A 20,262-nucleotide genomic window follows, 5' to 3' on the forward strand; every position below is an offset into this window, starting at 1 on the left:
CCCGTTGAGCGATATTTTCTCCAGGATCGAGCATTCGCGCACCGCCGACGAGGTGGTGCAGCAGATCGAAAGCCTGATCCTTGAAGGCGTGCTGCGCACCGGCGACCGGCTGCCGGGCGAGCGCGAGCTGGCGCGCCAGTTCGACGTGTCGCGGCCGATCCTGCGCGATGCGCTGAAGGCGCTGGAAGGGCGCGGGCTGCTGATCACCAAGGCCGGCGGCGGCACCCATGTCGCCGACGTCATCGGCCAGTTGTTCACCAAGCCGGTGACCGACCTCATCTCGATGCACCGCAAGGCGGTGACCGACTATCTGGAATACCGCCGCGAGATCGAAGGTGTTGCGGCCGAATATGCGGCGCGGCGCGCGACAGCGGACGACATTGCGCTGCTCGACCGCATCGTGGCGCGCATGGACGAGGCGCACCGCACCGGCGATTTCGACGACGAGGCGGAAATCGACGTCGAGTTCCACCATGCTGTGTGCGAATGCGCGCACAACATCATCCTCTTGCACACGCTGCGCTCCTGCTACCGGCTGCTGTCTGAAGGCGTGTTCCAGAACCGGCTTCTGGTGTTCAGCGTGCCCGGAGCGCGCGAGGCGCTGCTGGCCCAGCACGGCGCGATCTACAAAGCCGTGAAGGCCGGCGATCCCTCAGCTGCCCGCCAAGCGGCGATGGACCATATCTCCTATGTCGAGCGCTCGATGCTCGAGGCCGAACGCAGCGGCGACTGGCAGCGCGTGTCGCGGCTCAGGCTTAAGCAGCGCTCCGACGCCGACGACGGCTTCAAGACGACTGGCTAACGAGGAACCACCATGAGCGACATCCTCACCATTGCCGATCTCAAGGACCTGGCGCGCCGGCGGGTGCCGAAGATGTTCTTCGACTATGCCGATTCCGGCGCCTGGACCGAAAGCACCTACCGCGCCAACGAAGAGGACTTCCAGAAGATAAAATTCCGTCAGCGCGTACTGGTCGACATGAGCAACCGCTCGCTGGAATCGACCATGATCGGCGAGAAAGTGGCGATGCCGGTGGCGCTTGCCCCAACTGGAATGACCGGCATGCAGCATGCCGATGGCGAGATGCTGGCCGCGCAGGCGGCAGAGGAATTCGGCGTGCCGTTCACGCTGTCGACGATGAGCATCTGCTCGATCGAGGATGTCGCGTCGGTGACCAAGAAGCCGTTCTGGTTCCAGCTCTACGTGCTTCGCGACAAGGATTTCGTGCTCGACCTGATCGACAGGGCGAAGGCTGCAAAATGCTCGGCGCTGGTGTTGACGCTCGACCTGCAGATCTTGGGGCAGCGCCACAAGGATGTCCGCAACGGGCTGTCGGCGCCGCCCAAGATGACGCTGGCCAACATTGCCAACATCGCCATGCGGCCACGCTGGCTGATGGGCATTGCCGGCACCAAGCGCCGCACCTTCCGCAACATTGTCGGCCATGCCAAGGGCGTCGGCGACGTCGCTTCGCTGGCATCGTGGACGACGGAGCAGTTCGACCCGCATCTGTCGTGGAAGGATGTCGCCTGGATCAAGGAACGTTGGGGCGGCAAGCTGATCCTGAAAGGCATTCTCGACAAGGAGGACGCGCTGATGGCGGTCGAGACCGGCGCCGACGCCATCATCGTTTCCAACCATGGCGGGCGCCAGCTCGACGGCGCATCGTCGTCAATCATGGCGCTGGAAGAGATCGCCGATGCCGTCGGCGACAGGATCGAGGTGCATATGGACGGCGGCATCCGCTCGGGCCAGGACGTGCTGAAGGCGCTTTGCCTCGGCGCCAAGGGCACCTATATCGGCCGCCCGTTCCTGTACGGATTGGGCGCCATGGGCAAGCAAGGCGTGACCCTGGCGCTGGACATCATCCGCAAGGAGATGGACATCACGCTGGCACTGTGCGGCAAGCGGCTGGTGACCGACATGGGCAAGGACCAGTTGCGGCGCTAGGGTCTTGTTCACCGATTAGACCCTAGCCTCGCTGGATCACGGAGACGAAGCCGCCTTGACCGAGACCGGCATCCACTACCTCGACGCGCGCGCACCCGATGGCATGCGCCTCTATGCGATCGGCGACGTGCATGGCCGGCTCGATCTGCTCGCCGCCATGCATCGCCGCATCGAGAGCGAACTCGAATACAAGCCGACCAGCGATTGGCGCGTCATCCACCTCGGCGACTATGTCGACCGCGGACCAGAGTCCAAGGGCGTCATAGACTTCCTGATCGAGGCACAGAAACGCGATCCGCGGCATCTGATGCTCGCCGGCAACCACGATATCGGCTTCCTCGACTTTCTCGACGAGCCTGACCCGGAAGGGCTGTTCATCCGTTATGGCGGCGTGCAGACGGCACAATCCTATGGTGTCGACTTAGCGGGACACGCAAGCTGGTTCGGCAAGGCCGAGGCGTTACGGCGGGGACACCAGGCACTGGTCAATGCTGTACCGCAAGCCCATGTCGACTTCCTGCGGTCGCTGCAATTGTCACTGATATCAGGTGATTTCTTCTTATGCCATGCCGGCGTCAGGCCTGACGTGCCGCTGGCGAGCCAGAGCCCGCAGGATCTGGTCTGGATCCGCGACGTCTTCCACAACCATCCAGGGCTTTACCCGAAGGTGATCGTGCACGGCCACACACCGGTGCCGCAGGCGGAGGTGATGCCGAACCGCGTCAATGTCGACACACTCGCCTGGCAGTCAGGCATGCTCAGCGCGCTCGCCGTGGACGGCGCGGACAAGCGTATCCTGACTGTGCAGGGAAAAGCGTTTTAGCGAAGCGCGGCGGTGACGCCGTAGCCGTCGACGGCCTGATGGTTGTTGGCTGCATCGGCGGAATAAATGCCGAGACCGCACAAAACGATGGCAGACAGCATGACAAAGGACAGAAGCGCTGCTTTCACGGACGTCATCTCTAGTTGAGCTTCCTGCATCTGGGCACGAGGCGGTTACCAATGGGTTGAAACCGAGAATTCGTCTCAAAGTTTCGACGATTTCGCGTTTGTAGGTCGATTCTGTATCGGCGGTGTGTCGCGCGGATCACACAGAAGGTTCATCGCGGTTGCATTGCCGTTGCATAGCGCGCGCCTTGTAGGATAGCGTTCGGCCACAAACCAAGGACGAAAGAAGTTGTCCCCGGCAGATTCCCCGCCGCGTGCCAATTATGCAACGGATAGAGCGGTTCGCCGCTACGGCGAACCGCTCTATCTTTTTATCTGACGCAATTCCGGACGGAAAACCGCTTCACACTTTTCCTGGAATTGCTGACTGCGCGCGGCCAGTCTCAGATCGTCGCCACCCAGGCGCGGGCAATGGCCAAGCCCGCGGCGTCGGCCTCGGGGCCGTTGCGTGCCATTTCGCTGTCGAGGCGATCCTGCCAGTCGGGATGGCGATCGGCAATCAGCGGCGCGAAGGATGTGCTCCAGTCCCTCACCATCGGCTGGTCGGCCTCGAAATGGAACTGGAAGCCGTAGACGGCGCGGCCGATACGGAACGCCTGGTTCTCGGCAATTTCGCTGCCGGCAAGCCGCACCGCATTTGACGGCAGCGCGAAAGTGTCGTCGTGCCATTCGAAGATGGGGAAATCCTGGGGAAGTGCGCCAAGCACCGGATCGGTTCTGGCGTCCGGCGTCAGCGATACCTTGTGCCAGCCGAATTCCGAGGCGCCGCCGATCTGGTTCTCACCGCCGAAAGAGCGGGCAACCAACTGGCTGCCCAGGCAGATACCGAGAACCGAGCGATCCTTGGCGGCGAAATCGCGGGTCAGTTCGAGCAGCACCGGGAAATACGGGTAGTCATCGTCGGCCAGCGCATTCTGGCCGCCGCCCAGCATCACCATGGCATCGTGTCCGGTCGCGTCGTCCGGCAGCGCATCGCCCTTGTAGGGCCGGCGCAGGTCGAGATCGGCGCCGGCTTCGGCGAGCGCGGCACCAACCTGGCCAAGGCCGGTGTTGTCGTAGTTCTGGACCACCAGCACCCGCATCGCAAAACCCTGCTGACATGAAATGACGCGACGAGCGATATCATGTCGCCAGCATTGCAGCCAAGATGCGTATTCGGGAGAGAGCTATGCCACTGCAGAACCGGGTCGATCCGTTCGGCGCCATCCATGCCATATCCGAGCGCGGCCTGTTCACCGGCAATCGCGGCATCATCCACGATCCTGAGACCAAGACGCTGCTGAAAAAGCGTTGGGCCTTGCCGGCCTGGATCATCTGCGTCCGCCAATTCCGCAATGTGCGGCGCGAGCCGATGGGCAGGAATCGGCCGGGCGGCAGGGCCGGCTGGACCGAGTTGTTCTTCCTCGACGAGGTGACGGCGCTGGCCGCCGGGCACCGTCCCTGTTTCTATTGCCGGCGTGAGCGAGCCACGGATTTTGTCGGGCGTTTCGGCAAAGTCTTCGGTGTAAACGAACCGCGCGCGCCAATGGTGGACAAGCGGCTGCACAAGGAGCGGCTGGCTTCCGGCGGCAAGCCACCTGATGTCACCATGGGAGAGCTTGCCGAATTGCCGGACGGAGCGATGATCGCGGATGGCGGCTCGGCCTATGCGCTGCGCGGCGGCAACGCGCTGCCCTGGTCGTTCGCAGGCTATGGCGATGCGGCGGCCTTCGACAGCCTTGCCGGCCGGTCGCTGCGCCTGCTCACACCGGCCACGACCGTTTCGGTGCTGCGGCACGGTTTTGAACCGGTGTGGCATCGTTCCGCCGAGACTTGACGCCAGGCACCGCCTCGCCCATTCCTCGGCGATGCGCGCCAATTACAAGATGCAGCGGCTGTTCGTGCCGGACGACCTCGCGGCAGGCATCGAATTCGATGCCGGCCAGCAGCAGAGCCATTACCTCATGCATGTGCTGCGGCTCGGCGAAGGCGCCGAGATTCTGGTCTTCAACGGCCGCGACGGCGAGTGGTCGGCGGCGATCGCTTCGAAGTCGAAGAAGGCGGTGCGGCTGAGAGTGCTCAGCCAACAGCGGCCGCAACCGCCTTTGCCCGATCTAGTTTATTGCTTCGCGCCGCTGAAGCAGGGGCGGCTCGACTATCTCGTGCAGAAGGCGGTGGAGATGGGCGCCGGCATCCTGCAGCCGGTGATCACCCAGCACACGCAATTGGCAAAACCCTCCATCGACCGGCTGCGCGCCAATGTCGTCGAGGCGGCCGAGCAATGCGGCATACTGGCGGTGCCGGAAGTGCGAGAAGCCGAGAAATTCGAGCGTCTGCTCTCCGGCTGGGACAAGGAGCGGCGACTGATCTTCTGCGACGAGGACGCCTCGACCAACAACCCGCTGCCGGCATTGCAGGCGGTGCCGGAGAAGAAGCTGGCGCTGCTGGTCGGACCGGAAGGCGGCTTTTCCGACGACGAACGCAAGATGCTGCGGGCGCTCCCCTTCGTCACTGCCATCCCGCTCGGACCGCGCATCCTGCGCGCTGACACAGCAGCTGTAGCGGCGCTTGCGGTGATGCAGGCGACGGTCGGAGACTGGTAAGAAGCGTAAAGATCAATTCCTGTGACCTGTGGCTCAGGATTTTTCGCTTGATCGGCTGCTGACATTTCGTCCATTTAGCGCCGGCGGGCTCCGAGAGCCGCAGAGGGGGCCCCATGGCGCGCGACACAACCGATTTCCGGGCAATCGAAGGCATCGACGAACTGGTCGAGCATCTGGCCGAAGGCAACAAGCCGCGCGACAAGTGGCGCATCGGGACCGAGCACGAGAAGTTCCCCTTCTATGTCGACGGGAACGCGCCGGTGCCCTATGGCGGCGAGCGCGGCATCCGCGCCATCCTCGAAGGCATGCAGCAAAAGCTCGGCTGGGACCCGATCATCGATGACGGCCGCATCATCGGCCTGGTCGAGCCGACCGGACAGGGCGCGATCTCGCTGGAGCCTGGTGGCCAGTTCGAGCTGTCGGGCGCGCCGCTGGAAACGATCCACCAGACCTGTCGCGAGGGCAATGCGCATCTGGCGCAGGTCCGCGAGATCGCCGAGCCGATGGGCATCCGCTTTCTCGGCCTCGGCGGCAGCCCGAAATGGTCGCTGGCCGAGACGCCGAAAATGCCGAAATCGCGCTACGAAATCATGACCCGCTACATGCCCAAGGTCGGCACCAAGGGTCTCGACATGATGTATCGCACCTGCACCATCCAGGTGAACCTCGACTTCGAAAGCGAAGCCGACATGCGCCGCAAGATGCAGGTGTCGCTGAAGCTGCAGCCACTGTCGACGGCGCTGTTTGCCAACTCGCCCTTCACCGACAGCCGGCCGAACGGGCTGCAGAGCTGGCGCGGCGACATCTGGCGCGACACCGACAACCAGCGCTCGGGCCTGCTCGAATTCTGCTTCTCGCCCGAGTTCGGCTTTGCCGACTATGTCGAATGGGCGCTCGACGTGCCGATGTATTTCGTCATCCGCGACGGCCACTATCACGACATGACGCACATCACCTTCCGCCGGTTCATGGCCGGCGCTGCCCGCAATGAAGTACCAGACGGACTGCCGACCATGGGCGACTGGGCGAACCATCTGTCGACGCTGTTCCCCGACGTCAGGCTGAAGCGCTTCCTCGAAATGCGCGGCGCCGATGGCGGGCCGTGGCGCCGCATCTGCGCACTGCCGGCCTTCTGGGTCGGGCTGCTCTATGACGAGGCCGCGCTCGACGCCGCCGAGGCGCTGACTTCGAGCTGGACGTATGAAGAAACGCTGGCGATGCGCAATGCGGTGCCGGAACAAGGCATTTCCGCGCCGTTCCGCAACACGACGCTGCGTGAGATCGGCCGCGATGTAATGACGATTTCGCGCCTTGGGCTGAAAAATCGCGGCAGGAAGAACCGCGACGGCTATGACGAGACCTCGTTCCTCAACACGCTGGACGAAGTCGTGGCGCGCGGTACCACCAGTGCTGAGGAAATGCTGTCGGCCTACCACACGCGCTGGGGCGGCTCGATCGAGCCGGTGTTCATGGAATATGCGTATTAGCGTCGCGCCTTGAGCAGCGGCAAAAGCCGCTTCAATCGAACATCGAAACGAACTAGGTTCTCCCTCGAGGATTTCCCGGAGGAGAAACCGATGCCTACCTTGTTCGACATATTGGCGCAGGCGCAGAACGGCAACGGCATGCAGGCGCTTGCCCAGCAGTACGGGCTTTCCATGCAGCAGACGCAGGCGGCTGTCGCCGCTCTGCTGCCGGCCTTCTCGCAAGGGTTGCAACGCAACACCGCCGATCCCTATGGGCTAGGCGCCTTCATGACGGCGATGGCGAGCGGCCAGCACGCCAAATACTTCGAGGACGCGACCAGGGCTTTCTCACCGCAAGGCGTCAATGAGGGCAATGGCATTCTGGGTCATCTGTTCGGCTCGAAGGAGCTGTCGCGCGCGGTGGCCAGCCAGGCCGCGCAGGCGACCGGCGTCAGCCAGCAGATCCTGCAGCAGATGCTGCCGGCCATCGCTTCGATGGTGATGGGCGGATTGTTCAAGCAGACGACAAACCAGTTGACCGGGGGTCAGATGCAGGCCGCCGGTGGCTTCGGCGGCGGCAGCAATCCGCTCGGCGAGATCATCGAACAGATGATGCGGCAGGCGGGCGGCGGGGCACAGCCTGCGCCGCAGCCAGCACCCAATCCTTACGGTGAGAACCCGCTGGGCAAAGTGCTGCAGGACATGTTCGGCGGCGGCGCCCAACAGCCGCAAAGCCAACCGCAACAGGCGCCCAACCCCTATGGCGACAATCCGCTGGGCAAGGTGCTGCAGGATATGTTCGGCGGTGATGCGGCACAGCAACCGCAGGGCCGGCCGCAGCAGCCAACACAGCCGCAACAGACGCAGAGCCCTTACGGCGACAACCCGCTGGGCAAGATTTTTGAAGAGATGATGCGGCAAGGCGGTGGTGGCGGCTTCGGCCTGCCCGGTGGGCAGCCGGCACCGCAGCAGCCGCAAGCACCCCAGCCGCGACAGGCACCGCAGGAGCGCCAGGCGCCGCAACCGCAGGCCAATCCGAGCGGCAGGCCACGCAATCCGTTCGACGATATTTTCGGCAAGATGTTCGAGACCGGCGCCCAGCAGCGCGACGACTATCAGAAGGGCGTGGAAACGATCTTCGACCAGTTCAAGCGGGACATGGACCGGCGGTAGTTGGCGGTAGTTGGGCGCTGACCTTCGCGGCTTCGGAGCAAGGAACGAAGCGACGCGGCGCAGACCGCACGATGACGACGGAGCTTTAAAAGAAAAGCCCGGTCCTGGAGGAGGACCGGGCCAGTGTGCAGGCTGGCCGGCGGGGAACCGGCAGGGAGTGGGGAGCCTGCTATACTCGTTGGTCGCAGCGAGCCTGAGAAAGGTTCACGGCAGCTTCACGGCAGCCGAAACAATGCGCCCGATATCACGCTATCTGGCGGGCGAGATCTTCGATCGTATCGGCACGATCGCTCGCAATCGCACGCAGCTTCACGGTCGGATCGGCACCGAACGGCACATCGATGGCGACATGGAGATCCGCGCGCGTCAGGCCGATATCGGCGAGTTCGGCGTCCGACATCTCGCCGAGGCGATAGAAGGCCCGGCGATTTTTCCAGGCCTGGTAGGCATTGAGAAGGGTGTTGGCCACGCGCGTCGCAACGGCCGGACGCGACGTTATGCGCGAGGTCTCGGTAGCGAAATCAAACGTGGTCATGTCGGTCTCCTTCAGACTCGAACTGGACAAGACCAGGCGGTCGGCGCTGGGGACAGCGGCCGTTCCGGTCTCGATTCACATGCCTTCATGTGGACAATGTGAATTTGCCACGCACCGATTGATTAATCCAACGAATGTTTCTAATCTTTAGCATCAACGCTAGTGATGGATTGGACCGATGAAAGCGCCACTCGATCTCGACCAATTGCAGACCTTCATCTCGATTGCCGATACCGGCAGCTTCACCCGCGCGGCCGAGGAAGTGCTGCGCACGCAATCGGCGGTGTCGATGCAGATGCGCCGGCTGGAAGAGCGGATCGGCAAGCCGCTGTTCGAAAAGGACGGCCGCACCAACAGGCTGACCGAGGAAGGCGACAAGCTGCTCTCCTACGCGCGCCGCCTGCTCTATCTCAACCGCGAAACGCTGGCCGCCTTCGATGACCAGCGGCTCGAAGGCACCATCCGCATCGGCACCCCCGACGACTATGCCGACCGGTTCCTGCCCGAAATCATGGCACGCTTCACACGGTCAAACCCGCGCGTCGAACTGACCGTCATCTGCGAGCCTACCCCAGGCTTGGTCGAGCATATCAAGCGCGGCAATCTCGATCTTGCGCTGGTGACGCACAACGATACGCGCGGCCAGTCGGAAGTGGTGCGGCGCGAGCCGCTGCTATGGGTGACCTCGGCCAACCATGCCACGCACGAACAGGAAGTGCTGCCGATGGCCTTCGGCCGGCCGAACTGCATCTGGCGGCGCGCCGCCGTCGATGTGCTCGACCGGCAAAGCCGCGACTATCGAATCCTGTTCACCAGCTTCTCGGCCACCGTCATCACCGCCGCGGTGCTGTCGGGGCTGGCGATCTCGGTGCTGCCGGAATGCGCGCTGCGGCCCGGCATGCGAGTGCTGGGCGAAGCCGACGGTTTTGGCGCCCTGCCCGACTGCCGCATCGGCATCATGCGCGGCCAGACCTCGCGTCCCGAAATCGTCGACGCGCTGGCCCGGCACATGTCGGAAAGCCTCGACAATATTTCCGTGCCGCTCGGCGAAGAAACGGGAAGCTTCGATTTCGCCTCGCTCGCCTTCGCCAAGATGAAGCGGAGCAAGCCGAACCAGATCCTGCCTGGCTGGTAGGAACGATCAGGCCGACGCTGCCGCCTCCGTCGTTGCGTTGGCCGACGACAGGCCGGGCAGCGCCACCAATTGCGCCGGCTCCAGCGGCGGCGACAAGAGGTAGCCCTGCAGCTGCTGGCAGCCCATGGCGACCAGCAGCGCCTTTTGCACCTCGGTCTCTACGCCCTCGGCGGTGACCTCGACCTTGAGCGCGCCGGCGAGATCGATCAGCGCCTTGACGATGGCGCCCGAATCGCCGTCGCCGTCGAGAAGCCGCACGAAGGAGCGGTCGATCTTGAGCTTGTCGATGGCATGGCGGCGCAGATAGCTCAGCGACGAATAGCCGGTGCCGAAATCGTCGAGCACAATGCCGACGCCCGACTGGCGCAAGGCTGCCAGAGCCGCTCTGGTGGTGTCGTTGTTTTCCAGGAGAACGTTTTCGGTGATCTCGAGCTGCAGGCGCTTCGGCGCCAGTCCCGTTTCGGCGAGGATCGAGGCAACCTCTTCGGCAAAGCCGGCGTCGCGCAATTGCAGCGGCGAGACATTGACGGCGAGCCACGGCAGTTTTGTCTTCACAGCGAAGCGGCAGGCTTCCAGCAAGGCCCATGCGCCGAGCTGCCCGATCATGCCGCGTTCCTCGGCGATGGCGATGAACTGCGCCGCCGGCAGTGCGCCATGGACCTCATGCGCCCAGCGGATCAGCGCCTCGGCGCCGACAATGGTCTTGCCGTCGCTGGCAAAGACCGGCTGGTAGGCGAGCTTGATACCGGTGCCGCCATTTAGCGCGCTGCGCAGCTCGCTCTCGACCTTGCGCTTGCGCAGCAAAAGGTCGTCCATGTCGCCGGCGAAGACCTGGTAGCGGCCACGGCCGTTCTTCTTGGCTTCGTAGAGCGCGATGTCGGCCTTGCGCAGCAGATCGTCTGCATCGGCATCAGGGCCTGTCGACAAGGCTATGCCGATGCTGGCGCTGATAAAGACCTGATCGTCCATCAGTTTGAACGGCTCCTGCAGTTTCTGCAGCACCCTCTCGGAAACATCCTCTGCGTTCCTGACGTCGCGGACATCGATCAGGATTACCGCGAATTCGTCGCCACCCAGCCTTGCCACCGTGTCGACGTCGCGAACAGTATGCTGAAGCCTGGCCGCCGTCTGGCGCACGAGTTCGTCGCCTGCCGGGTGACCAAGCGTATCGTTGACATGCTTGAAGCGATCTAGATCGAGATAAAGCAGCGCGACCTTGCTTTCATTGCCGGAGGTAAGCAAGGCACGCCGCAGCCTGTCCTCGAACAGTGCCCGGTTGGGCAGGCCGGTGAGCGTGTCGTGAAAGGCGAGATATTGCGCCTGGGCCTGGCTGGTCTGCAGCGCCGATGACGCACGGCGCAGACGCCGGAGCAGAAAGGCGAGCACGCTCGCCGCAACCAGCGCGGCCAGAGCCAGGGCCGGGCTGGCCTTGCCCACCAGCGTCAGTCCGGGCCGTTCCTGGTCCCAGGCAATATAGCCGAGGATGACACCCTGTTTGTCGATAAGCGGAATGGCAGCCGAGCCAAGCGGCTGAGCCATCGGCAGGAGATGCGCCCCCGCCAGCAGATATTTCTGCGCGATCTTGCCGATCACAGCGTCGTTGATGAACTCTATAGAGACATGCAGATATTCGCTGCCGGATGCCTGGGTGACGCGATCCGAACTCGGCACCAGAGGCATGACGCTGAGTATGGCAGGCTTACCGCCAAGCGAGACCAGATCGTCGGCAACGAATTTTGCGCCGGCCTGGCTTGCGTCCTTGCTCATCATCTGGCGCAACCTGGCGATTGTCGGCCGCAAAGCGGGTTCGTCCTCGCCAAAGACGGCAGGCGACACGACCTTGCCTTCGCGCATGGCGTGGACCGGCCGGTTGGCGTTGTCCAGCACATAGACCCGGTTGTGGCCGTAATACGAGTACATCCAAACGCTGAAATTCTCGGCCATCCAGGTCTGGTTGCCGGCCTTGGCGTTTATAACGGAATCATCCCAGACGGCGACGCTTTCCTGCTCGCGCTTTACCGCGGCGATCTGGTCCTGCAGGCCGTTGGCAAGGAAAACCTTCTGCCGCTCGAGCGAGACCCGGTCGGCCTGCATGGTGGCGTAAAGGCCGAAGCCGACAACGATGGCCAGTGCAAAAACGGCAAGCGTCAGCACCGTCAGGGTGACCTGGAACGTCAACGGGCTGCGTTGTCTGCGGGCGCTCATGCGTCCTCCTTGGCCCAGAGTCAATCAGGACAGGCTTAAGATCAAGTTATGGAATCTTGACGCGGAGCGGCAACAGCCGCTCAATCGGCCGATGAGCGACGCAGAATCCGAATCACGAACCAATGCCACCGAATACACGGTGAGCGAGATTTCCGGCGCGCTGAAGCGTACGGTCGAGGATGTCTTCGGCCATGTGCGGGTGCGCGGCGAAATTTCCGGCTATCGCGGGCCGCACTCTTCCGGCCATGCCTATTTCACGCTGAAGGACGACCGCGCGCGGCTCGATGCCGTGGTCTGGAAAGGCACGATGAGCCGGCTGAAATTCCGCCCCGAAGAGGGGATGGAGGTGATCGCCACCGGCAAACTCACCACCTATCCCGGCAAATCCAACTACCAGATCGTCATCGACAATCTAGAACCCGCCGGCGCCGGGGCGCTGATGGCGCTTTTGGAAGAGCGCAAACGGCGACTGCAGGCCGAAGGGCTGTTCGATGCCGGCCGCAAGCGGCGGCTGCCCTTCATGCCGCGCACCATCGGCGTCGTCACCTCGCCGACCGGATCGGTGATCCGTGACATCATCCATCGCATCAAGGACCGCTTTCCGCTGCATGTGCTGGTCTGGCCGGTGAGAGTGCAGGGCGAGACGGCGGGGGCGGAAGTGACGGCGGCCGTCAACGGCTTCAACGCGCTGGCCTGGGATGGAGCGATCGTGCCGCCCGACCTTCTGATCGTGGCGCGCGGCGGCGGCAGCCTCGAGGACCTCTGGGGGTTCAACGATGAAGGGCTGGCGCGCGCCGTCGCTGCCTCGCGCATCCCGGTGATTTCGGCCGTCGGCCACGAGACCGACTGGACCTTGATCGATCTCGTCGCCGACATGCGGGCACCGACGCCGACAGGTGCGGCGGAGATCGCGGTGCCGGTGAAAGCGGACCTCGAAGCGACACTAGCCAGTCTTGGCGCACGGCTCAAAGCAGCTACCTTGCGCAATTTCGAACGCAAGCGGCAGGCCTCGCGTGCGGCCGCCCGCGCGCTGCCCTCGCCCGACCAGTTGCTGGCGCTGCCGCGACGGCGGCTGGACGAGGCGGCCAGCCGGCTTAGCCGGGGGCTGATGGTCTCCACCGAAAGAAAGCAAGCTCGGTTCTTCGCCGTGAAGCTCACTCCGGCAACGCTGTCGCGGCGGATTGCCGAGGCGCGACGCACCAACGACCGCAACCTTTTGCGCGCCCAAGGGGCGCTGCGCGCATTGGCGAGAGCCCGGCGCGCGGAGTTGAATCGTGCGGCGGATCAGTTGCCAAAATGTGCGAAAGCATCCCTGCAACGGCACAGGCAGCAACTGGCTTTGCTGCAAGGCCGCATTACGATCGAGCCAACGGCACGGCGGCAAACCGTGCAGAGGGATCTGCTGACAGCTTTGACGAGACGCGGCACGCAAGCGGTACTGCTCAGGCTGGAGCGACTGCGCGGCCGCATCGTCCAATCCGAGAGGCTGATGGCAACGCTGTCGCACAAGGCTGTGCTGGCCCGCGGCTTCGCACTGGTCAAGGATGCCGACGGCGCGGTGATCAAACTGGCAGTTGATGTGGCGCCGGGCGCTGGCCTGCAGCTGGAGTTCACCGACGGCATCGTAAATGCGGTCGCGACCGGCGACGCCGAGCGGGTGCAGGCCGTTGCCAAACCAGCGGCCACGCCGCCCGCCAGCAAACCCGCCGCAAAGCCGACGGCCAGCAAACCGAAAGAACCGGGCAATCAGGGCTCGCTTTTTTAGAGGACCGCATGACCGGACATGACCCGCATCTTCAAACGCCGGCGGGCAAGCCGCGCGCCCGTGCTTTCGGCATTGCCTTCGAGGGCACGCCGGGCGGCTTCAACGCCATCACCGATGTGCCCGGCGTATCGGTCGGCTATGCGACGCTGATTTCCGGCGAGGGTCTGCTCGAGGTTGGCACCGGGCCGGTGCGCACCGGCGTCACCGCCATCCTGCCGCGGCCGTTGGCTGAGCTCGCCACGCCGGTGTTTGCCGGTGTCTTCAGCCAGAACGGCAATGGCGAGTTGACGGGGTCGCACATTATCGAGGAAGTCGGCGCCTTCAACCTGCCGGTCACCATCACCAACACGCATTCCTGCGGCGTCACCCGCGACGGCACGCTGCGCTGGATGCAACGCGTGCTGCCGGCGGCGCTCGACAGCGGCTGGGGCCTGCCGGTTGCGGCGGAGACCTATGATGGTTTCCTCAACGACCAACGGTCATCACGTCGGCTTCGAAGATGTCGAAGCCGCGCTCGACGGTGCCGCCGGTGGAGCGATCGAGGAAGGCAGTGTCGGCGGCGGCACCGGCATGATTGCCTTTGGCTTCAAGGCCGGCTCGGGCACGGCATCGCGCATCGTCGAGTGGCAGGGCATCAGGCATACGGTCGGCGTATTCGTGCAGGCGAATTTCGGCAAGCGGCGCAATTTCACACTGCGCGGCGCCCGCGTCGGGCCTGATCTGGTAGAGCCGGCGATGCGCGAAGGCACGCCGCGTGCCGAAAAGGGCTCGATCATCGCCATCGTCGCCACCGATGCGCCATTTCTGCCGCACCAGATGAAGCGGCTGGCAAAGCGCGTGCCGCTCGGCATCGCCATGACAGGCGGCTTCGGCTACCACAGTTCGGGCGACATTTTTCTGGCCTTCACCACCGCCAATCCGCAAGCAGCACTTGCACCATCGGGACGAACCGCAAACGTCGCTTACATCCCGGACGTCGATATCGATCCGTTCTTCGATGCGGTGGCGCAAGGCGTAGAGGAGGCGATCCTCAATGCAATGGTCGCCAATGAGGATATGAGCGGACGCGACGGCAATTTCGTGCCGGCGCTGCCGAAGGCCTGGCTGAAAGATCGATTTGGATAGAGGACAAGGCCTGGCGGCACCAGGCCTGTTGCGTCACGGCTTGGCCGCGTTGCTCTGGTCGGCCTCGGCCGCCTCTTCGAGCCGCGATGCGATCAGTTCCTGGATGTCGCCGACTTCTTCCTGGATATCTTCCAGCGGAATGCCGACCTCAGCGGCCTTGGCCGCGCACTCCTTGGCGAGGGTCTCGGCCTGCTTCTCGATCTTTACCGGCGAGTGCTGGCAGTGGACCTTTTCACCGATCCATCCGCGCAAGAACTCGATCGCATGTTCACTCATACTGCTTTTCCCTGGCGGCTATGCCGGTTGGTAACCGTAAACGTCCGCACCCGGTAAAGGATGCATGCTGCCATTCCAACCGAGTCGGCTTCGCCCGGCAAGTTGATCTTGTCGGAGGTCCGAAGAGCCGAATGAAGGGAAGGGTTCAAGGAGCACGTTCTGATTGTTTGATAGAGTGGTACGTTGGCCGGATCGGCTTCGGCTCTATGCTGTTGTTCTTACGATCTTTTCCTGCTGTCGACGGCCGATTTGTATCACAATAGGGGTCACAACGCGTAACACATTTTCTGCTGCTCCGTGGTACACCGCCACAGCTACGCGGTCGAAGCCGCCGCTATATAGTGACATCATTATGCGATGTCGACTCTATCAGCTATCCTGCTTCTTTCCGCCGCGCTGTGTCAAACGTCATCCCCGTCCAGTATGGAGATTGGATGGCCCCGGAGGGCGTATCAAAATGTTGATTTTATTGCGTTTCGTGGCCAAAATCAGAACCTCTCGTCAGCGTCACCCCGCTCGACTGCCTCCGCCACACTCAGCGCCTCCGACGTCGATTCCTTGCACGTAAGGCGCGGGCCGGATGAACGACAACATTGGCGCTTTGGCAGCGCGCTCCTGCTAAGGACGATGTCTCGATGCGACAAGCTCTGCCTTGCGCTGCGCCGTCTCCAACCCGATTGCGATGAAGGCGCGCGCATGCCGGGCCAGTTCCATATTGTCGGCCCACAGATTGCGCCAGATCGCGGTCTTCCGTGACAGGTTCTCGTCGACGATCTTCGACGAGAAGGATTCAAAGCTGAGGTCGTCCCTATAGCCGATTGCGGTCAGCGCATCGAAGATGGCGGCAAAGTCGATATTGCCGGTGCCGAGGAAACCGCGATGGCTCTCGCCGATATGGACATAACCGATCTTGTCAGCGGCATGGCGGATAGCCAGTCCGACATCGGCCTCTTCGATGTTCATGTGGAAGGTATCGAGATGCAGGAAGATGTTGTCGGAGCCGGTGTCCGCGATGAAGGCCAGGCCTTGTGAAGCGGTGTTGAGCAGATTGCTTTCGAAGCGGTTGACGATCTCCAGATTGAGCGTGACGCCGGCGGCCTTGGCCGTCTCCGCAACCTTCGCAAGTGTCCCCGCGCTGCGGTTCCACTGATCGCGCGTCGGCGCCTGCGTCTGCAAGCCGTGGCTGGTACTGAGGATGCCGCCAATCTTCTGGCCGCCGAGATCGCGGGTGAGCGCGATCGTCTCGTTGAGGATCTTGACGCCGCGCGCGGCAACCGCCTTGTCGGCACTCGAAATGTCGCCGTCGGCCGGCAGGCCGATGCTGATCGCGACGCCGAGCTTGAGGTCGGCGATGCGCCTGGCCAACCCGCCAACGTCGACATTGGCGGGGTCAAGATAGGAGAACTCGATCAGGTCGAAACCGGCCTCCTTGGTGTTGGCCAGCGTCCGTTCGAGGTCGCCTTGCGCCGAACTCGCCGACCAGACGAAGGAATGAATACCGATGCGCGACATGATCGTCTCCCGTTTCTGAATTGAGATGCGGCCGGGTTGCCCCGGCCGCATCGGCCTTGGGAGGCTTAGCGGGCTGCGGTCCAGCCCTTGTAGTCTTTCAGGTTCTCGGCCGTGATCAGCTTCGGGTCGAGCAGCACGGTCGGCTCCGCCGGCTTCTTGCCGGCAAGCAGCTCAGCCGCCATCGTCAGCGACTGGCCAGCCATCACGTAGGGATCCTGCGAAGCCGAGGCCTTGATCATCGAGGTGCCGGAAGCGAGTTCCTTCTCGATATCGGGAGCGCCATCCACTGCGGTGAAGATGAACTCCGAGCGATTGAGCTGCTTGGCCGCAAGCTGGGCGCCGATCGCCGTCGGATCGTTGATGGCAAACACCGCATCGATCTTGTCGAAGCGGGTCAGCAGCGACTGAAAGACCTTCAGGCCGCCGTCGCGCGAGCCTTCGGCATTCTGGTCGTCGGAGAGGATCTTGATGTCGGGGTGTTTTGCAAGGACGTCCTTGCAGCCCTTGACCCGCTCCAGGATCGACGACGACGCCGGGCCGTTGAGGATGACGTAGTCGCCCTTGCCGCCGGTGTGGTCGACCAGATACTGGCAGGCCTCTTCGCCGGCCTTGACGTTGTTGGTCATGACGGTGACGTCGGCGCCTGGCGCCGAAACGTCGAAGGCGGCAACGACGATGCCCGCTGCTTGCGCCTTCTTCACCGCCGGGCCGATCGCCTTGGCATCGACCGCATTGAGCATGATGACGTCGACGCCGGCGGCGATGAAGGAATCGACCTGAGAGACCTGCTTATTGAGGTCGTAGTCGGCCGACACTGACGTCACCTCGACCTTCGGGTTGATCTTCTTGGCCGCGTCCTCGATGCCCTTGATGGTGGCGACGAAGAAGGGGTTGCCGAGCAGGCCGACCGAGATGCCGACCTTGTTGAGGTCCTTGGCCGATGCGGGCGCGATGGCGGCAGCCGCGAGTGCGACGCCGCAGAGCAGTTTAGCGATGGTCTTCATTGCTTTCCTCCAATTGCCCCGCGCCTCTCACGGTGCGTTACACAAACCGGTCGTTTACGCCGGCGACCAAGGTCAATCACGTTCTCGCTCCTGCCTGGAGCCTGTAGCGGTCGAGGGCGACTGCCACGATGATGACCAATCCCTTGATGATGTACTGCCAGATGTCCGAGACACCGGCCAAGATAAGCCCGTTGGAGAGCACCGCTATGATCAGGCCGCCGATCAGCGTACCCCAGATCGAGCCGACGCCGCCGACGAAGCTGGTGCCGCCGAGAATGACCGCGGCAATGGCGTCGAGTTCGTAAGACTGCCCAAGCTGCAGCCCGTTGGCCGCATAGAGCCGGGCCGCTGACATGGCGCCGCCAAGGCCGGCCAGCAGGCCGGAAACGCCATAGACAAAGAGCAGCACCAGCGGCACCTTGATGCCGGTCAGCCGCGCCGCTTCGGCATTGCCGCCGACGGCATAGATCCAGGTGCCGAGCACGGTGCGCTTGAGCACCAGCCAGGACAGCACCACGACCGACAAGGCGATGATGACCAGCCAGGGAATGCCGAACAGCGTACCGTTGCCGATGAAGTCGAACGGCAGGTCCGAGTTGAACACCGTGGTGTCCTGGCCGAGCAGGCGGGCGACGCCGCGCACAGCGGTCAGCGACCCCAGCGTGACGATGAAGGGCGGCAGTCTGATATAGGCGATCAGCAGCCCGTTGATGACGCCGAAGCCGAGGCCGACGAGAATGGCCGCCGGCACGCCCAGCAGTCCCCAATCAGGCACCAGCGACACCATCACCGCCACCATCGCCGAGGCGGCAAGTATCGAGCCAACGGACAGGTCGATCCCGCCGGTCAGGATGACGAAGGTCATGCCCGCTGCCAGCACAATGTTGATCGACGATTGCTGCATGACGATCAGCAAATTGGTCTGGGTGAAGAAGCGCGCGTTCATCAACTGAAAGCCGACCGCCAGCAGGATCAGGATCGGCAGCATGCCAAGGGCGGCGAAGGCGGTGCGCAACCGCCGGCTCCTGCCGACAGCCTGGCCACTGATCTCGGTCGCCTTGTCGGTCATCCCTTGGCCGCTCCCGTTGCAAGTTCCATGATTGCTTCCTGGCGCAGCGGCTGGTCTTTGGATGCCGTCACCTCGCCGGCGATCGTGCCGTCGCGCATTACCAGCACGCGGTCGGCGACGCCGATCACCTCCGGCAGTTCGCTGGAGATCATCAGGATGGCGATGCCCTTTTTGGCGAGATTGTCGATCAGCCGGTAGATTTCCGACTTCGCTCCGACATCGACGCCGCGCGTCGGTTCATCCAGGATGACCACTTGCGGCTCGGTCTCGAGCAGGCGGGCAAGCAACACTTTCTGCTGGTTGCCGCCCGACAGCGAACCGGCATTGGCCTGTACCGACCTGGTGCGGATGGAGAGATCCGAAACGGCAGTGGCAGCACGTCTCTCGGCGGCTTTGAAATCGCGCAAGCCGCCGGGCCGCGCATCCCTGGCCAGCACGCCCATGCTGATGTTGTCGGAGATCGACATGTCGAGAAAGAGGCCGAGCTCCTTACGGTCCTCGGTGAGATAGGCGATGCCGGCATTCAGTGCCTCGCTTGGCGAGCCGATGGTTACGGGCTTGCCGTCGAGTTCCAGCGTGCCGGCGATGCGTCTGTCGGCACCGAAGATCAGTCGCGCGAGTTCGGTGCGGCCCGAGCCGACAAGGCCAGCCAGAGCCAGCACCTCGCCCTTATACAGTTCGAAGGAGCAGTTCTTCAGGAGATTGCCGTCCGCCATGCCGCGCACCGACAAGGCGACCGCGCGCTTGTTGTCCGGCGGGCGATGATCCTTCCTGTAAAAAGCGGACAGGTCGCGGCCAACCATCATCGAGACGAGGCGCGAGGCGTTCAGCTCGGCGCGCTCGAGTGTGCCGACATAGCCGCTGTCGCGCAGCACGCTGACACGGTCGGCCAACTGGTAGACCTCTTCCATGCGGTGGCTGATGTAGATGATGGCGATGCCTTGCGACTTCAGCGTCGCGATGACCTCGAAGAGACGGTCGGTCTCGCGCGAGGTCAGCGAGGTGGTTGGCTCGTCCATGACGATGATGCGCGCGCTGGTCGAAAGCGCGCGGGCGATTTCGACCAGCTGACGCTCGCCGAGCGACAGGCTGGAAACCTGAGCCCGTGCGGAGAAGGACACGCCGAGACGCTTGATGATCTCATTGCTGCGCCGGTAGCACTGGTCGCGGTCGACGATGCCGAAACGCCTCGGCTCATTGCCGAGGAAGATGTTCTGCGCGACCGTCAGGTTGGGCGCCAGCGACAGTTCCTGATAGATAACCGCAATGCCGTGAGCCCGCGCCTTGATCGGGTCGCCGGTGGCGACCGGCACGCCGTCGATCAGTATCTCGCCGCCGGCATCAGGCCGATAGGCGCCGGACAGCACCTTCATCAAAGTCGACTTGCCGGCACCGTTTTCACCCATCAGCGCATGGACTTCGCCGGCATGGACGGTCAGCGACACGTCCTGCAAGGCGCGGACTGGCCCGAACGTCTTCGAGATGTGCCGCATTTCCAGCACTGGCTGGCGCGTGA

The 20,262-nt window shown here is 63.5% G+C and carries 18 protein-coding genes and 1 pseudogene; 10 read left to right on the forward strand and 9 right to left on the reverse strand.

The window, feature by feature from the left end:
- Positions 1-4 precede the first annotated feature (4 nt).
- From NKI10_RS03400 to NKI10_RS03410, 3 genes are read left to right on the forward strand one after another with little or no spacing between them, the layout of a single operon-like run.
- The gene (locus tag NKI10_RS03400) at positions 5-802 is read left to right on the forward strand and encodes an FCD domain-containing protein (protein WP_023692349.1); all 798 of its coding nucleotides are present in this window, start codon (positions 5-7) and stop codon (positions 800-802) included.
- Between the two features lie 12 nt (positions 803-814).
- A complete protein-coding gene (locus tag NKI10_RS03405) occupies positions 815-1,951 on the forward strand; it encodes an alpha-hydroxy acid oxidase (RefSeq protein ID WP_023681836.1) in 1,137 nt (378 codons plus the stop codon).
- 55 nt (positions 1,952-2,006) lie between these two features.
- Positions 2,007-2,774 carry a metallophosphoesterase family protein gene (locus NKI10_RS03410; protein ID WP_023681837.1) on the forward strand — a complete coding sequence of 256 codons (768 nt, stop codon included), beginning with the start codon at positions 2,007-2,009 and terminating at the stop codon, positions 2,772-2,774.
- Here NKI10_RS03410 and NKI10_RS03415 read toward each other — a convergent pair.
- Entirely contained in the window at positions 2,771-2,911 is a 141-nt protein-coding gene (locus tag NKI10_RS03415) for a hypothetical protein (RefSeq protein ID WP_006206855.1), read from the reverse strand. The genes NKI10_RS03410 and NKI10_RS03415 overlap by 4 nt on opposite strands.
- A 371-nt stretch (positions 2,912-3,282) precedes the next feature.
- Positions 3,283-3,981, reverse strand: a complete 699-nt coding sequence (locus NKI10_RS03420; RefSeq protein WP_023681838.1) for a type 1 glutamine amidotransferase — start codon at positions 3,979-3,981, stop codon at positions 3,283-3,285.
- Positions 3,982-4,067: 86 nt separating this feature from the next.
- Between NKI10_RS03420 and NKI10_RS03425 the strand changes: the two genes are divergently transcribed.
- The 4 genes from NKI10_RS03425 (at position 4,068) to NKI10_RS03440 (ending at position 8,120) form a co-directional block, all read left to right on the forward strand.
- Positions 4,068-4,715: a hypothetical protein gene (locus NKI10_RS03425; protein WP_023681839.1), complete on the forward strand. Its 648-nt coding sequence runs from the start codon at positions 4,068-4,070 to the stop codon at positions 4,713-4,715.
- Between the two features lie 31 nt (positions 4,716-4,746).
- Positions 4,747-5,481: a 16S rRNA (uracil(1498)-N(3))-methyltransferase gene (locus NKI10_RS03430; protein ID WP_023681840.1), complete on the forward strand. Its 735-nt coding sequence runs from the start codon at positions 4,747-4,749 to the stop codon at positions 5,479-5,481.
- A gap of 113 nt (positions 5,482-5,594) precedes the next feature.
- Positions 5,595-6,968, forward strand: coding sequence for a glutamate--cysteine ligase (locus NKI10_RS03435; RefSeq protein ID WP_023692353.1), 1,374 nt, complete (start codon positions 5,595-5,597; stop codon positions 6,966-6,968).
- Positions 6,969-7,058: 90 nt separating this feature from the next.
- Positions 7,059-8,120: a DUF937 domain-containing protein gene (locus NKI10_RS03440; RefSeq protein WP_352858696.1), complete on the forward strand. Its 1,062-nt coding sequence runs from the start codon at positions 7,059-7,061 to the stop codon at positions 8,118-8,120.
- 244 nt (positions 8,121-8,364) lie between these two features.
- Here the strand turns inward: NKI10_RS03440 and NKI10_RS03445 are convergent, their stop codons facing one another.
- Entirely contained in the window at positions 8,365-8,655 is a 291-nt protein-coding gene (locus NKI10_RS03445; RefSeq protein WP_023670560.1) for a DUF1127 domain-containing protein, read from the reverse strand.
- 178 nt (positions 8,656-8,833) lie between these two features.
- Here NKI10_RS03445 and NKI10_RS03450 point away from each other — a divergent pair, with 178 nt between their 5' ends.
- Positions 8,834-9,790 carry a LysR substrate-binding domain-containing protein gene (locus tag NKI10_RS03450; RefSeq protein ID WP_352858698.1) on the forward strand — a complete coding sequence of 319 codons (957 nt, stop codon included), beginning with the start codon at positions 8,834-8,836 and terminating at the stop codon, positions 9,788-9,790.
- A gap of 6 nt (positions 9,791-9,796) precedes the next feature.
- Here the strand turns inward: NKI10_RS03450 and NKI10_RS03455 are convergent, their stop codons facing one another.
- Complete coding sequence (locus tag NKI10_RS03455; protein WP_352858699.1) at positions 9,797-11,995, reverse strand: bifunctional diguanylate cyclase/phosphodiesterase; 2,199 nt, start codon at positions 11,993-11,995, stop codon at positions 9,797-9,799.
- Between the two features lie 91 nt (positions 11,996-12,086).
- Here NKI10_RS03455 and xseA point away from each other — a divergent pair, with 91 nt between their 5' ends.
- Positions 12,087-13,760 carry an exodeoxyribonuclease VII large subunit gene (gene xseA, locus NKI10_RS03460; protein WP_352858701.1) on the forward strand — a complete coding sequence of 558 codons (1,674 nt, stop codon included), beginning with the start codon at positions 12,087-12,089 and terminating at the stop codon, positions 13,758-13,760.
- Positions 13,761-13,768: 8 nt separating this feature from the next.
- Positions 13,769-14,885: pseudogene (locus NKI10_RS03465) on the forward strand (DmpA family aminopeptidase).
- Positions 14,886-14,918: 33 nt separating this feature from the next.
- Here NKI10_RS03465 and NKI10_RS03470 read toward each other — a convergent pair.
- The 5 genes from NKI10_RS03470 to NKI10_RS03490 form a co-directional block, all read right to left on the reverse strand.
- Positions 14,919-15,161 carry a DUF768 domain-containing protein gene (locus tag NKI10_RS03470; RefSeq protein ID WP_023670565.1) on the reverse strand — a complete coding sequence of 81 codons (243 nt, stop codon included), beginning with the start codon at positions 15,159-15,161 and terminating at the stop codon, positions 14,919-14,921.
- A 618-nt stretch (positions 15,162-15,779) separates the two neighbouring features.
- A complete protein-coding gene (locus NKI10_RS03475) occupies positions 15,780-16,673 on the reverse strand; it encodes a sugar phosphate isomerase/epimerase family protein (protein WP_352858703.1) in 894 nt (297 codons plus the stop codon).
- Between the two features lie 65 nt (positions 16,674-16,738).
- Positions 16,739-17,677 carry an ABC transporter substrate-binding protein gene (locus tag NKI10_RS03480; protein ID WP_023670567.1) on the reverse strand — a complete coding sequence of 313 codons (939 nt, stop codon included), beginning with the start codon at positions 17,675-17,677 and terminating at the stop codon, positions 16,739-16,741.
- A 76-nt stretch (positions 17,678-17,753) separates the two neighbouring features.
- On the reverse strand, positions 17,754-18,746 hold the full coding sequence (locus NKI10_RS03485) for an ABC transporter permease subunit (protein WP_023710139.1): 993 nt from the start codon (positions 18,744-18,746) through the stop codon (positions 17,754-17,756).
- Positions 18,743-20,239: a sugar ABC transporter ATP-binding protein gene (locus NKI10_RS03490; RefSeq protein ID WP_050588083.1), complete on the reverse strand. Its 1,497-nt coding sequence runs from the start codon at positions 20,237-20,239 to the stop codon at positions 18,743-18,745. The genes NKI10_RS03485 and NKI10_RS03490 overlap by 4 nt, the downstream gene beginning before the upstream one ends.
- Between the last annotated feature and the right edge of the window lie 23 nt (positions 20,240-20,262).

The organism is Mesorhizobium sp. M0802 (assembly GCF_040320115.1).
Classification (GTDB): domain Bacteria; phylum Pseudomonadota; class Alphaproteobacteria; order Rhizobiales; family Rhizobiaceae; genus Mesorhizobium.